Below are 14,035 nucleotides of genomic sequence, written 5' to 3'. Positions count from 1 at the left end.
GCAGGCAGCCGTCATGTCATCGGGAGTCGTGCTGAACTTCCACATGATCGGTGCCCACCTCACGCCTAGTGCTCAGATCCGCACTCATGAAACCGAATTTAACGACCACAATCACTCATGTCAACACATCGGTGTGCATTGGTGTGCATTGACGCCTCATCGATGCGCATCCTCGAGGACGGTATCGCGCGCGTAACGAAGTTGTAAGGGCATGATCTTGCTATTGCGCCCTGCCATGACCGGACATGAGCAGTGATGCGTGTGCATGAGCAGTCAAGTGGTACGATGCATCCCATGGGCGACGAATTGGGCGCCAGCGAGACCGTGAAGCGTAATAAAGTCGAGTCGGCTGGACAGCGGTTCGGACGGCAGCTGAAGGCGTTCCGGCAGCGAAATCTTCCCGATGACCTGGTAACTCACCAGCACATCCACGACCTGGGCGGTCCTACTCGGAATGTCCAGTCCCGCATCGAAAGCGGGCAGGTCGACACGATCAGCGCCACCACCGAGGCAAAGTACAACCGGGCGCTGGAGGCCCTCGGCCTCCCGGCCGGGAGCGCGACTTCGGCGCTGTACCACGGCGGCATGCTGGTCCCGCCCGCTGACGAACGACCTACCGCGGCAGTGCTGGTGGACGACGACGATGTCGAGAGCGGCGTGAGCGCGCTGCAGAACCTGACTCGCAAACACCGATCCGTGGTGGATCTGGTGACCGAGCTCGACCGGCTCGGCATCGAGTTGAAACGGGCGCGCAGCCACACCGAGGGCTATCAGCTCATCTTCCCCAAAACGGCGATCGACCGACTACTTCAGGCGCTGCAAAATACCGCCGACCCAGGAGATCCTGGGCACGAAGCCGGTCGGGACGACACCAAGCAGACGTAGTCGGCGCAGCACCCTGCGGACTGGATATGCCTGGGACACAGCGGATCGAGACCGATCGCGCGGGCTGCCGCGCTAGCCGGCATCGAGGTTCCGCCGGGCCCGGCGCACTCCCATACCGACTGAGACACAACGGAACCCGAGGGCGCTGCCACCGCGGTGCGCGGTGCCGCGGCGCCGGATCGGTTGCGCCCACGGTGCGGGAAAGCCGCCTCCGGCAGCGCCCCGGATCGGTCGAAACCCGGTCGGCGCCGGGATGTTTCGGCGTACTACCTGCACTTGATCTTCCACCGCCCCTGGGCCACCGCCCGTTCCGGCACCGCCGTTCAGCCATATCAGACCAGGTCAACGGCACAATCAATTCCCCTTGACCGCACTATTACAAGTACGCGAAGCGCGGGTGCCAGGTAGGCTATAACCCAGCCCGGCAAGTCGATGATGGTGACTCGACGTGTGTCGACATGCCGGTCACTTGAAGACATCCGGAACAATGGAGAAGGTCGCGCTTCCCGTGAGTAACGGACGTCTTCGACGAAAACATTGCGCCGGCGGCAACGATGCCGCTGTTGTGCGCGATAACGAGGTGAAGGTCTCCAGGTGCTCGGGGGAGGAAATCGTGAACGCATCCGATCCGCATCCCGCCGTCCTCGACGCTGCAGCTGGCACCAGCGGTTATGCCGGCGAACCGGACACTATCGGCGCGGATCGCCTCACTCGGACGAGGAGGCAAGTGACATGTTGAGACTGTTCCGGCGCAAGGTTCCCGCCCTCGTGCGGCACCCGGCCCGAGGCAAGCTCTCCACGCGTGCCCGCCTGCAAGCCGTGGTCGATCGTCTCGAACTTCCCGCTGACTGGACCATCGAGGAGTTCATCGCCTCGGTGGAGCGCATGCGCGGGCGGCGGATCGTGCGATTGTTGCTACCCCCGACCGCTCCGGTCGGGCTGTGCGGACTGTGGCTGGCGTGCAAGGGCTACGACGTGATCTTCCTGCGGCAGTCCACCGACCCCGCCGTCGAACTGCACGTGGCATTGCACGAGGTCAGCCACATGCTGCTCAATCACGGGCAAGACACCTCGCTTTCGGCGGTGGAATGGTCGACACTCACCAGCGGGGTGCCGCTGAACCATGAGATCGACCTGTCCACGGTGCGTGCCGCCCGCGGTGCGTCCAGCTACGCGTCGATCGAAGAGTACGAAGCCGAACTGCTGGCGACGCTGATCGGCTTCCGCGCCAGGACGGTCGGACCGCGCCGAGACCCGATGTTGAAAGAGCTGTAGCGCGCATGTGGCCGCACGACCACCTGCCCGCCGGGGTCACGATCTCCGCGACGGTGCTCATCGTTGCCATCACGTTGATCCGGCTGGCGTTGACCCTGCACACCTCCATTTTCGGGCGGCTGATCAATACGCTGCTCGGCTTCGACGCGGCCGCCGCCTTCCTGCGGGAACCGGTCTTCGCGCGACACGTGGCCAGGGTCATCCCCGGCGGCCTGCCCACCGTGTTCGACACCTGGCACTGGCTCACCGTGACCGCATGGGCCTTCGGGCTCGGGATGGCACTGCTGCACGAAAACGGCCCGGTGCGGTACCGCATCCAGTTCCGGCTCGTGCTCGGGCTGTCGGGCGCCATCGGCCTCGCCTTCCTCACGTTGAGCGCACCGGCGCGGGCGCACGGGCTGGCGTCCATTGCCGAGTACGGCGGCTGGCGTTACGGCATCTACATCGCGTTGTATTCGGCTCTGCCCGTACTGGTTTCGGGCTATTACTACGTGTTGAAGGTCAGGGGCGCGATGTGGCGGACGACCACCCTGTGGGAGCGGATCACGGTGGCCACCCTGGTCGGTTTCGGCATCGCCAGCTCGCTGCCGGTCTGCTTGATGGCGGTCTCCGCGATCCTGGACTTCGCGGGCGCGGGCAACGCGTTCACGCGCAGCACGTACGACCTGGTGTCCAATGGCTTCGCCTCGGGTGAGCCAGGGCTGCTCATCTTCGTCGCGCTGGTCATGGTGTTCGTGCCGTCCTCGGCACAGGCAGTCGTGCAGCTGCTGCGACTGGATAGCGAATCGCGTTCCGCGCGCAGGATTTATCCGATCTGGCGGGATCTCACGGACGCCGCGCCGCAGGTGGTGTTTCAGCTGAAACGGGCGGACAGCTGGAACGTGTCACCGCAGGAGCGGCTGCACCGCAGGCGGATGGAAATCCACGATGCGGCCGAGATCGTGGCCAGATACGTGCTGCCCCTGCCCACCGCCGTCGACGAACTGATCGAGACAAGCGTCGCCGAGGACGATCAAGAACACCTGCGCATGGTCGCCGAGTTGGCCCTGGCGGCGCGACGGCTCACCGCGGGCGGTGGCGAACCGACCGGCGTACCTGCCGCCCGCGCGGCCGACCTGCCCGACGAGCAGACGCTGCTTCGGTTGTGGCAGCCCGCGAAGTCGCTGCTGCACACGGCCACGGTCACCGCCCAACGTCGAACACCCATCGGCGCACAATAATTCGCGCCGAACGGCTCGCACCGGCCGTTCGGCGCCCGCGCCGGACGGGCTGACATGGTCAGCGCACGCTGCACAAGATACGCCTGCCTACGCATAGCTCCACTGCATGAACATTTTTCTGTACGTCGGCGTTCTCCTGTGGTGTAATCGTGTCGGTTCTATCGAACGAACAGATCATTCGCTGATTATTTGCCGCTCAGTGTTCGTGATACCCGAATGGGCATCGACCGCACAGCACAACGGAGGCCGAGGATACGGCCGCGATCCGCTGAGCCAGCAGAATCCCGCACTCGGCGTCGATGCCGTTGCCGGGGTCGGCAGCACGTGCAGTAAAGGGGAACAATGGCTTCCATCGATCCGGTGAGCCCGGCGCATCCGAACGTTCTCATCGTCGGCACCGGATTGGCCGGTATCGGGATGGCGATCGAGCTGTTGGCCGCGGGTGAACGCGATTTCGTGGTTCTCGAAAAGGCCGACGGCGTCGGTGGTGTCTGGCGGGAGAACACCTATCCGGGATGCGGCTGCGACGTCATGTCGATGATGTATTCGTATTCGTTCGCGCCGAACGCCGACTGGAGCCGGCTGTACGCCGGCCAGCCTGAGATACTCGATTACATCCGGCGCGTCGTGAAGGACTACGAGCTCGAACCGTATATCCGATTCCGAGCCGAGGCGGTGTCCTACGAATTCGATGCCGCCGACGACCGCTGGGTAGTGCGCACCGCGGACGGCGACGAATACCGCCCGCGCACAGTGGTTGCCGCGCACGGCGCACTGCACAAGCCGAACATTCCCGACTTCGAGGGACTCGACAGCTACACCGGCTCGGTGTTCCACTCCGCCCAGTGGGATCACTCGGTGGACCTCACCGGCAAGCGCGTCGCGGTGATCGGCACCGGCGCGAGCGGCATGCAGCTCGCGCCCCAGATCGCCGGTACCGCAGCACATGTCGCGGTGTTCCAGCGCAACCCGCACTGGGTGCTGCCGAAAATGGATCGCCCGGTGAGCGCCACCGAGCAACGCCTGTTCAAGGCCTTCCCCCGGCTGATGAGGATCTACCGCGGCGGCTCGTTCCTGATGCACGAGGCACCGGTCTTCGGCTACTTCCACCCGCCGTTGAACTTCCTGCTCAAACGTCTCTCGCTGCACCATCTGCGCAAGCAGGTGCCCGACCCGGAATTGCGCGCGAAGCTCACCCCCACTTACACCTTCGGCTGCAAACGAATCCTGTTCTCCAGTGATTTCTATCCTGCTCTGCAGCGTCACGATGTCAGCCTGGTGACCGACGACATCGCCGAGTTCACCGAGTCCGGAATCCGCACGGCGGACGGCGCACTGCACGAAGCGGACGTGGTCATTCTCGGCACCGGCTTCGCCACCGACAACCGGTGCGCCACCGAGCACATCGTCGGCAGAGACGGACTCACCATCCAGGAGGCGTGGCGCGACGGCACCGAGGCCTACCTCGGCATGACGGTGGCGGGTTTCCCGAACTTCTTCATGATCATGGGCCCGAACTCCGGCGGCGGCGCGGTCTCGATCCTCTTCATGATCGAGGCCCAAGTCCGCTACATCGGGCAATGCCTGCGCATGATGGAGGAGCGAGGTTCGACCCGGTTCGAGGTGAACGACGGCGTGCAGCGCGAGTTCAACCGATGGGTGCAGCGCAAACTCGGCAGATCCGTCTGGGTGACCGGCGGCTGCCACAGCTGGTTCCTCGATCACACCGGCCGCAACCGCCAGTCCTGGCCGGGCACCGGCACGAGTTACTGGCGCGCGACTCGTCACCCCAAAGCGGCGGCCTTCGAGCTTTCCGGAGCGGTAAGCGTCCGGCAAACCCCGCCGACGACGAATGGTCTCGTCGCTGGCGGGTAACGACCGCATATGCTCAGATTCTTCCTAGTCGGTTTCCTCGCGGCGGCCACCGTCGCGGTCGGGGTCGCCGCGTCGCTCGGGTCGTGGGCGTGGTGGGTGCTGCTCGCCATCCTGGCGGTCCTGCTCGCGGTGGGCATCTATGACCTGGTGCAAACGCGGCATTCGGTGCTGCGGAACTATCCGCTGCTCGGGCACATGCGCTACCTGCTCGAGAGCCTGCGTCCGGAGTTGCAGCAGTACTTCATCGAACGCAACTTCGACGGGCGACCCTTCGACCGGGACATCCGCTCGATGATCTACGAGCGCGCGAAGGGCATCCACGGCGAACTCTCGTTCGGCACCGAACGCGACATCGAAGAGATCGGTTACGAATACCTGGTCCACTCCATCGCCCCGGTCCCGGAGCCCGAGGAGCCGCCGCGCGTGCTGATCGGCGGCCCGGACTGCACCAAGCCGTACTCGATGTCGCTGCTCAATGTCTCGTCGATGAGTTTCGGCGCGCTATCCGCCAATGCCCTGCGGGCGTTGAACAAGGGGGCCGCGCTCGGCGGATTCGCGCACGACACCGGCGAGGGCGGGCTGACGCCCTATCACCTCGACGGCGGCGGCGATCTGGTGTGGGAGATCGGCTCCGGCTACTTCGGCACCCGCACCGACGACGGCCACTTCGATCCCGGCAAGTTCGCCGACCAGGCCGCCCATCCACAGATCAAGGCGGTGTCGATCAAGCTCAGCCAGGGCGCGAAGCCCGGGCTCGGTGGCGTGCTGCCCGCGGCGAAGGTCAGCGCGGAGATCGCCCGCTATCGCGGGGTGCCCGCCAACGAGAAGTGCGTGAGCCCCTCGGCCCATTCCGCTTTCCACACCCCGCGTGAACTGATCCAGTTCGTCGCCCGGCTGCGGGAACTGGCCGACGGCAAGCCGGTGGGGTTCAAGCTGTGCGTCGGCTCGCGCATCGAGGTGCTGGCCATCTGCAAGGCCATGCTCGACGAGGGCAGCACGCCCGACTTCATCATCGTCGACGGCGCCGAGGGCGGAACGGCCGCTGCCCCTTTGGAATACGAGGACCACGTGGGTCTGCCGCTGACCGATGGACTGATGATCGTGCACAACGCGCTCGTCGGGACCGGGCTGCGCGAGCGGATCAAAATCGGTGCCAGCGGCAAGGTCGCCGTGGGCAATGACATCGTCAAGCGCCTCATCCAGGGCGCCGACTACACCAATTCCGCCCGCGCCATGATGATGGCGATCGGCTGCATCCAGGCGCAGCTCTGCCACACCAACGAGTGCCCGGTCGGCGTCGCGACCCAGGACCCGCGGCGGGCCCGCGCGCTGAACGTCGCCGACAAGAGCGAACGGGTGCGGCGCTATCACGAGGCGACCGTCCGCCAAGCCGCGCAGATCATGGCGTCGCTCGGCGTCTCCGATCCCGCCCAGCTCAACACCCACATGCTCCGCAAGAAGGTCTCGCCGACCGACCAGCACTCCTACGCTCATCTCTATGAATGGCTGTCTCCACACCAGTTGATCAACCAGCCTCCCGACACCTGGGCCACGGATTGGGCAGCGGCGCAACCGGACTCGTTCCAACCCGACCTCCGCCTCAGCAAAGGCTGAACCTGCCGGGGATCGTCACCGCACGCCGAGGATGCGATCGAGGGCTTGTGCGCCCGAGTCGGTGAGATCGATGGCGCGGCGGGATTCGTGCCGTCGGATCCAGCCTGCCTCGTCCATTCGCGTGAGCAGGGCCGCGCCGAGTGCGCCGCCGAGGTGGTGGCGTTGCTCGCTCCAATCGACGCAGAAGCGCAGGAGTGGGCGGCGCCGGGTGCGTAGATCGTCGAGGTCGACGCCGAGAGCGGCGAAGGTTCGGGTGGCATTCGGGCCGAGCGCGTAGGAGTGCGTGCGCAGCGGGGCCGACAGCGGATCATCTTGTGCGCGTTCGGTTCCCGTGCCGCCGTCGGTGCGGGTCAGCGCGCGGTTGTCGATCAGTGACTCGGTGACCGCGACACCGAGTCGGCCCGCGAGATGGTCGTAGCAGCTGCGGGCGCTGCGCATCGCGGCCGCGCGGGTCGACTCGCGCAGCGAGCGCACGGGCCGGTGCGGGGCGAGGGCCGCGAGGGCTTCCAGCGCCGTGGCCACCTCTGGATCGGCCAACCGGAAGTATCGGTGCCTGCCCGATCGGCGCACGCTGAGCAACCCGCCGTCGACCAGCCGGGACAGATGTTCGCTGGCGGTGGAGGCCGCCACACCGGCCTCGGCGGCCAGCACCGAGGCGGGCAACTGGCGACCATCGGCCAGGGCCAGCAGCACTCGCGCCCTGGTCGGGTCCGCGAGCAGCGCGGCGACGGCGGCGACATCGGCGAAACCGGAGGTGCTCATGACTCCAGTGTGCGACGAGCATGCTTCGGCCCGGACCGAAGGATTATCGGGCGAGACTGCGATCATGAGTCTGCGAAACCTGGACGCGCCCGACACGGCGAACGCACGCCGCGTGCTCGGGGTGATGTGCGCCGGGATGTTCCTGGTGCTGTTGGACGTCACCATCGTCAATGTCGCGCTGCCGAGCATCGGACACAGCCTGCATACCGATACCGCGATGCAGCAGTGGGTGGTGGACGGGTATGTGGTGGCGATCGCCGGTCTGCTGCTGACCGGCGGCGCGATCGGCGATCGAGTCGGTCATCGGCGGGTGCTGCTGGCCGGATTCGCGATCTTCGGCGCGGCGTCGTTGGCCTGTGCGCTGGCCCCGACCGTCGGCGTGTTGATCGGCGCGCGGATCGTGCAGGGTGTGGGCGGTGCGCTGCTGCTGCCGAGCACGATGGCGGTGATCGTCGATGTCTTCCCGGATCGCGGCGAGCAGGCCAAGGCGCTCGGTACCTGGGCCGCCATCTCTTCCGTGGCGCTACCGGCCGGGCCGCTGCTCGGTGGGCTGTTGATCGGCTGGCTCGGCTGGCGGCCGGTGTTCTGGATCAACGTGCCGCTGACCATTGCCGCGATCGTCGCGACGCTCGCGGTGGTGCCCGCACGGCCCCGAGTCCCCCGCGACGGGCGGCTGGACGTCCCTGGTCTGGTCGGCTTCGTGGCCGGACTCGGCGGATTCGTTTTCACGGTGATCTCGGCGGGCCATCACGTGGGCTGGCCGATCCTGTCCGTATCGATCGCCGTCACGATTGCCGGGCTGGCGACGGTGCTGATATCCGCGCGGCGCAGTGCGCATCCGATCCTGCCGTTGGATCTGCTCGTTCGCCGAGAGTTCCTCAGCCCCAATGTGGTCGCGCTGACGATGAACCTCGTCGTCAACGGGATGCTGTTCGTCGGGATGCTCTATCTCCAAGACGTGCGACACTATTCGCCGCTGGCCGCCGGTATCGCGGTGCTGCCGTTGGCCGTTCCGCTCATCGCACTCGCGCCGGTTTCGGGCCGGATCACCGGTCGCCGAGGACCACGCACGGCCATCGCGGCCGGTTGCCTGCTTGCCCTGGTGGGGATGCCGATGTTCACGCAACTGGGCTCGGGCCACGGAATCGCCTGGCTGCTGGCCGGATTCACCCTGCTCGGCTGTGGCGCGGGGCTGGTCACCGCCTCGTCCGTCGCCGCCGTCGTCCGCGCTACCCCGCCGGACCGATCCGGGCTGGCCACCGGCGTTTCCAACACCGCACGGCAGATCGGCACCGCGACCGGGGTCGCCCTCTTCGGTGCGATCGCCGGTTCCCCGGCGTCGGATCGTTTCGTGGACGGAATCCAGCTGCTGGCGTTGATCGCCGCCGCGCTATGGACCGGCGCGCTGGTCGTTACGCTGACCGGTGTGCGGCACCGCTGATCCCGCGGCCTCTTCCCGGGCTCGACGCCGGGTGACGAGCCAACCGAAGCCGGCCGCCAGCGGGAAGATCGCGACACCGTAAACCGCTGCGGGAATGGCCATTTCGATACTGTCCAACACACTGATGGCGATCGTGATGGCGATGACGCCGTTGTGGATGCCGACCTCCATCGAGCACGCGATCGCCTGGCGGCCCTCGACACCGAGCGCCCGGGGCACCAGATAGCCCACCGTCAAACTGATCAGGCAGAACAGGACCATCGCGAGACCGATCGCCCGGATGTTGGGCATGATGTCGGCGCGTTGGTCGACCATCGTCGCGGTGATCACCAGTGTCAGCGTGAGCGCGGAACCGATGCGCACCGGCCGATCCATCCGATCCGCGAAGGCCGACGACAACCGGCGCACCAGCATGCCGAGCGCGACCGGAATCAAGACGATCGAGAACACCTGAACCACCTTGCCGAACTGCAACCCCACCGTGGCCGCGCCGCCGGGGTCGAAGTAGTCGATGGCCAGGTTGGTGATCACCGGAACCGTGCCCACCGCGATGACCGAATTGACCGCGGTGAGTGACACATTGAGGGCGACGTCGCCGTGGAACAGATGACTGAACAGATTCGCCGCTGTCCCACCCGGCGACGCGGCGAGCAGCATCACCCCGATCGCGAGTAGCGGCGACGGATCGAACAACAGCACCAGGCCGAACGCGGCCGACGGCAGCACCACCAGCTGACACATCAGCGCGATGGCGACCGCCTTGGGGCTCTTCGCGATTCGGGTGAAGTCGGCAACGGTGAGCGACAGACCGAGCCCGAACATGATCACTACCAGAACTATCGGCAGCCCGACAGAAACCAGCGCAGAGTCCATGGCGCCCTCACCATTCGATCGAATCCATTCGATCATCGCGCCTTGCGACGACGATCGCGGAGACAATCACCGGAAACCCCCCACACGTGGGGCAAGTCAGCGGATCCCGTTCAGGTTCTGGCAGTTCCCGCACCGATGCATCTGTTGCCAGTCCGCAGAGGGTGGCGCGATCCGCACGCTAGCGTCGATCTGCGGTCAGCGAATCAGCGCGGCGGGCGCAGAAACTTCAACGCGGCCTTCATGATCGGCCCCGGCACCCGGTCGCGCATATCCAGCGCCGCCGCCGCTGCCTTGCCGCGCACCTCGGCGCCCCGGCCGAACATCTTGTTCAACGGACCGCCGGACGGCTCGAGATCGACATGCAGCGGCGGCCTGCCCTCGGCCGCGCCCAGCGCGTGCGAGATGACGATCCGCTGGATCTCACTGGTTCCTTCGAAGATGGTGTACAGCTTGGCGTCTCGATACCACTTCTCCACCGGATGGTCACTGATGTAGCCCCAGCCGCCCATCGTCTGGATCGCGCGTTCGGTGGCTTTCACCGCCACCTCGCTGGCCGCCAGCTTCGCCATCGACCCCTCACCGCGCTCGAACGGCACACCGTTGGCGGCCATCCAGGACGCCCGCCAGGTCAGCAGCCGCGCCCCGTCGATCTCCGTGGCCAGATCGGCGATCGGAAACGCGATGCCCTGATTGTCGATGATCGGCGCACCGAACGCCTCGCGATGGTTCGCGTACGAGGTCATGTATTCCATAGCGGCCCTGGCGATCCCGAGCGCCTGTGCGGCCACCATCGGCCGAGTCTGCTCGAACGTTCCCAACGTCACCGACCCCGACCGGCCACCGCTACGCACCGCCTCCCGCCGCTTGGCGAGCGTGTGCTCGAGCTTCGCCACTCCCCCGAGCAAATTTTCCGCAGGCACGCGAACACGGTCGAACTTCAACTCCGCGGTATGCGATGCGCGACAACCCATCTTGTCGAGCTTGCGCACCAACTCCAACCCCGGCGTGCCGCCCGGCACGACGAACAACGCCTGCCCGCGATGCCCCAACTCCTCATCCACCACCGCGTTCACCACGTGCACGTTCGCGATGCCGCCATTGCCGATCCACATCTTGTGACCGTCGATTATCCAGTCGTCCCCGTCCCGGACCGCCCGGGTACGCAGGTTGCGCACATCGCTGCCACCCTCGGGTTCCGAAATAGCAAGCGCCGCAAGCTTCAAGTCTCCCGGCGTGCCGAAACACTCAGGCGCCCACTGCAACATCTGCTCCGGCGTCGCGGCCTGCCCGATCGCCGACAATGCCAGCGCGGGCATCACAATCGCCAATCCGATTCCGGCACACCCCCAGAACAACTCCTCCATGAACATCGGCAACGACAACCCCGTCGGATCACCGATCAGGTCGCGATAGAACAGAGGACTATAGAACCCCCGCTCAGCGGCCTCCTCCAGCACCGGCCAGGGAAATTCCTGCGCCCGGTCGTACTGGGCCGCCACCGGCCTGATGCAGTCCTGCGCGAACCCGTGCGCCCGTTTGGCCAGGTCGTGCTGCGCTGCCGTCGGTGTCAGGTCAAAAGTCACGTCTAGGCGATACCCAGCCGCGGCCGATCGACACGGGTTCCAGCGTCGTCCGAATATCCGGCACGAAACTCCCGCTCAGGGGTACACACTGGAAGTCTGGTTCCGACGTCGGCTATCGAGGAGACCCGGATGACTCGGACAGTCCGGTGGGTGCTGGGTATCGGCGCGGTTGTCGTCGTGCTGGCAGTCGGCGTTGTCGTGCTCTTGCCTCGTAGCGACGACTCGTCGCCGCCCACCGCTACGAACACCAGCGCAGTGGACCCCCTCCAGAAACAAGTCAACGCACCCACCGGCACACCCAAGATCACCACCCGCACCCCTTTCGACGCGCAGGGCGCGCCGACCGAAGGGTGGGAGGTCGACGACAAAACCGGGTCCGGAGCGATCGATTGCTCCTACGACGAAGCCTCCCCCAGTGCGACCACCGACAACATCCTCGCCTGCTCGCCGAGCGCCGCCGCAGCTGACAGCTGCGTGGCCGTGGCGAACAAGCCTGCGGCACTGTGCTTGATCGATCCGTTCAGCACCCGCCTGACCCGATACGCCACCAGCACCGTACGCACCACTGGCGTCCGTGCTCCGCAAGCCCCCACACCGATCGGCCTCATCCTCGACGACGGCACCACATGTCGCCTCCGCAACGGCGGCTCCTGGTCGATCCAAGCGGCCAACCCCGACTACATCGGCTACTACTTCTGCCGAGGCACCGGATTCCAAGCGATCTGGGGACCACCAGACGGACCCGCCATCGCCCAACAACCCGACGGCTGGACCGTTCAATTCGGCAGCGACCGTGGGCCATTGACCAAGCATCGAGTCACCGAAGCTGTGTACGTCGCCATCCAACGCTGACAACCGCGCGAACCGTCAGCTAGGCCGAAAACTGCTGCACAGCAACGACATTGCGCTGGAAAACAATGTCGGGCGCTTCGTCGCGGATGTCGAATACTCTATGCGGGCACCCAGGAAATGAATGCCCGCACAGTCGGCAGCGCCCTCAGCTACTCGGTGAACGCCACGGCTCCGGACGGGCAGATGTCGGCCGCCTCGCGCACGGCGTCCGCGCTGGCCGCGTCCGGCTCGGCGTCGAGCACCTTGACCAGGCCGCTGTCGTCGTCCTGATCGAAGACGGCGGGTGCGGTCAACGCGCAGAGGCCGGCGCCGATGCAGACGGATCGATCGGCGGTTACTCGCATGTGGGCTCCTTTCGTGCTCGGCGCGGTCACCAGGTCACCGGGAGTTCGTTGACACCCTGAATGGTGCTGCCGGGCCGCAGTTTCAGTTGTTCCATCGGAACGGCCAGCCGCAGGTTCGGGATGCGCTCGAACAACGACCCGAGGATGATCTCGAGTTCCAGGCGGGCCAGGTTCTGGCCGAGACACTGGTGCACGCCGTAGCCGAACGCGATGTGGTGGCGGGCCGAGCGGTGCACGTCGAAGGTGTCCGGTGCGTCGAACACCGAGCCGTCGCGGTTGGCGATGGCGTTGCTGACGATCACGCCCTCGCCCGCCTTGATCACCTGTCCGTCGATCTCGATGTCGGCCTTCGCGAATCGGCCGCCGGCGATGTCGGCGATGGCGAGGTAGCGCAGCAGCTCCTCCACCGCACCCGGGATCAAGGTGGGGTCGGCGCGCAGGGCGGCGTGCTGGTCCGGATGCTGCAGCAGGGTGATCACCGACAGCGAGGTCATCGACGCCGTGGTCTCGTGGCCCGCGACGAGCAGCAGGATCGCGGTCGCCACCAGTTCCTCGCGGTCGATCTCGCCGTGTGCCAATTGATCGGCGACCAGGGCGTTCAGCAGGCCGGGGCCCGGCTCAGCCTGCGACCTGGTGATCAGTCCGTCCAGGTAGGCGGCGAGCTCATCGCGCGCGCCGATCGCGGCCTCGGCGGTCGTCGATTGCACCAGCCGCTTGCTCGCGTCCTGGAATATCTCGTGGTCCTCGTACGGCACGCCGAGCAGGCGGCAGATCACCATCGACGGTACCGGCAGCGCGAACTGGCTGACCAGGTCGGCGGGCGGACCCGCGGCGAGCATGTCGCCGATGAAGCCGTGCACGATCTGCTCGATGTCGGCGCGCATGCCCTTGACGCGCTTCAGGGTGAATTCACTGATCAGCATCCGGCGCTTGGCGCCGTGTTCCGGCGGATCGAGGCTGATGAAGGCAGGCGGGGTTTTCTGGAAGGAACGGAAGCGTGGCGAGGTGGCCGGGAAGTCGGCGTGCGTCCGGTCCGACGACAGCCGGGGGTCGGCGAGCAGGGCGCGGGCGGTCTCATGCTTGGTGACCACCCAGGCCGGGTGGCCGTCGAAGAGGGTGACCCGCCGCAGCGAGGCGCCTTCGTCTCTGAGCCGGGAGTACTGCTCGGGCAGGTGATAGGGACAGGTGCGGTCGCTCGGAAAGGTGGGAGCGTTGTCGGTACGGGGTGGCGTAACAGTGTCAGTCATCGGTTCCCCTCGAGATCGTAAGATACTCTTGGTACTCTATTTTCAGGTTAAGGTGTCTTCGCAA

General features: G+C 66.2%; 12 protein-coding genes. 7 read left to right on the top strand and 5 right to left on the bottom strand.

Annotated features, from left to right (window positions below; genetic code table 11):
* The first annotated feature begins 294 nt into the window (after positions 1–294).
* The 5 genes from ACIBCN_RS36230 to ACIBCN_RS36210 all read left to right on the top strand — a co-directional run bounded on the left by ACIBCN_RS36230 (position 295) and on the right by ACIBCN_RS36210 (position 6,869).
* A complete protein-coding gene (locus ACIBCN_RS36230) occupies positions 295–885 on the top strand; it encodes a hypothetical protein (protein WP_396996428.1) in 591 nt (196 codons plus the stop codon).
* 732 nt (positions 886–1,617) lie between these two features.
* Positions 1,618–2,160, top strand: a complete 543-nt coding sequence (locus ACIBCN_RS36225; protein WP_396996427.1) for a hypothetical protein — start codon at positions 1,618–1,620, stop codon at positions 2,158–2,160.
* Between the two features lie 5 nt (positions 2,161–2,165).
* Positions 2,166–3,380, top strand: a complete 1,215-nt coding sequence (locus ACIBCN_RS36220) for a DUF6545 domain-containing protein (RefSeq protein ID WP_396996426.1) — start codon at positions 2,166–2,168, stop codon at positions 3,378–3,380.
* Positions 3,381–3,722: 342 nt separating this feature from the next.
* Positions 3,723–5,255 (top strand): flavin-containing monooxygenase, encoded by a 1,533-nt coding sequence (locus ACIBCN_RS36215; RefSeq protein WP_396996424.1) that lies wholly within the window; start codon positions 3,723–3,725, stop codon positions 5,253–5,255.
* Positions 5,256–5,264: 9 nt separating this feature from the next.
* Entirely contained in the window at positions 5,265–6,869 is a 1,605-nt protein-coding gene (locus ACIBCN_RS36210; RefSeq protein WP_396996422.1) for an FMN-binding glutamate synthase family protein, read from the top strand.
* 15 nt (positions 6,870–6,884) lie between these two features.
* Here ACIBCN_RS36210 and ACIBCN_RS36205 read toward each other — a convergent pair whose 3' ends face one another.
* Positions 6,885–7,631, bottom strand: coding sequence for an ArsR/SmtB family transcription factor (locus ACIBCN_RS36205; protein ID WP_396996421.1), 747 nt, complete (start codon positions 7,629–7,631; stop codon positions 6,885–6,887).
* 64 nt (positions 7,632–7,695) lie between these two features.
* Here ACIBCN_RS36205 and ACIBCN_RS36200 point away from each other — a divergent pair, with 64 nt between their 5' ends.
* Entirely contained in the window at positions 7,696–9,072 is a 1,377-nt protein-coding gene (locus ACIBCN_RS36200) for an MFS transporter (RefSeq protein WP_396996419.1), read from the top strand.
* Here the strand turns inward: ACIBCN_RS36200 and ACIBCN_RS36195 are convergent.
* Positions 9,022–9,945: a bile acid:sodium symporter family protein gene (locus ACIBCN_RS36195; protein ID WP_396996417.1), complete on the bottom strand. Its 924-nt coding sequence runs from the start codon at positions 9,943–9,945 to the stop codon at positions 9,022–9,024. The genes ACIBCN_RS36200 and ACIBCN_RS36195 overlap by 51 nt on opposite strands.
* 203 nt (positions 9,946–10,148) lie before the next feature.
* A complete protein-coding gene (locus ACIBCN_RS36190; protein ID WP_396996416.1) occupies positions 10,149–11,528 on the bottom strand; it encodes an acyl-CoA dehydrogenase family protein in 1,380 nt (459 codons plus the stop codon).
* A gap of 129 nt (positions 11,529–11,657) precedes the next feature.
* Between ACIBCN_RS36190 and ACIBCN_RS36185 the strand changes: the two genes are divergently transcribed.
* On the top strand, positions 11,658–12,380 hold the full coding sequence (locus ACIBCN_RS36185; protein ID WP_396996415.1) for a hypothetical protein: 723 nt from the start codon (positions 11,658–11,660) through the stop codon (positions 12,378–12,380).
* 149 nt (positions 12,381–12,529) lie between these two features.
* Here ACIBCN_RS36185 and ACIBCN_RS36180 read toward each other — a convergent pair whose 3' ends face one another.
* Together ACIBCN_RS36180 and ACIBCN_RS36175 are read right to left on the bottom strand one after the other, a co-directional pair.
* Entirely contained in the window at positions 12,530–12,724 is a 195-nt protein-coding gene (locus ACIBCN_RS36180) for a ferredoxin (protein ID WP_396996413.1), read from the bottom strand.
* Between the two features lie 26 nt (positions 12,725–12,750).
* Positions 12,751–13,971, bottom strand: coding sequence for a cytochrome P450 (locus ACIBCN_RS36175; RefSeq protein WP_396996411.1), 1,221 nt, complete (start codon positions 13,969–13,971; stop codon positions 12,751–12,753).
* Positions 13,972–14,035: the final 64 nt, after the last annotated feature.

Origin of the sequence: Nocardia sp. NPDC051052 (assembly GCF_044456045.1) — a bacterium.
Classification (GTDB): domain Bacteria; phylum Actinomycetota; class Actinomycetes; order Mycobacteriales; family Mycobacteriaceae; genus Nocardia.
This window is presented reverse-complemented; position numbering and strand designations above follow the sequence as displayed.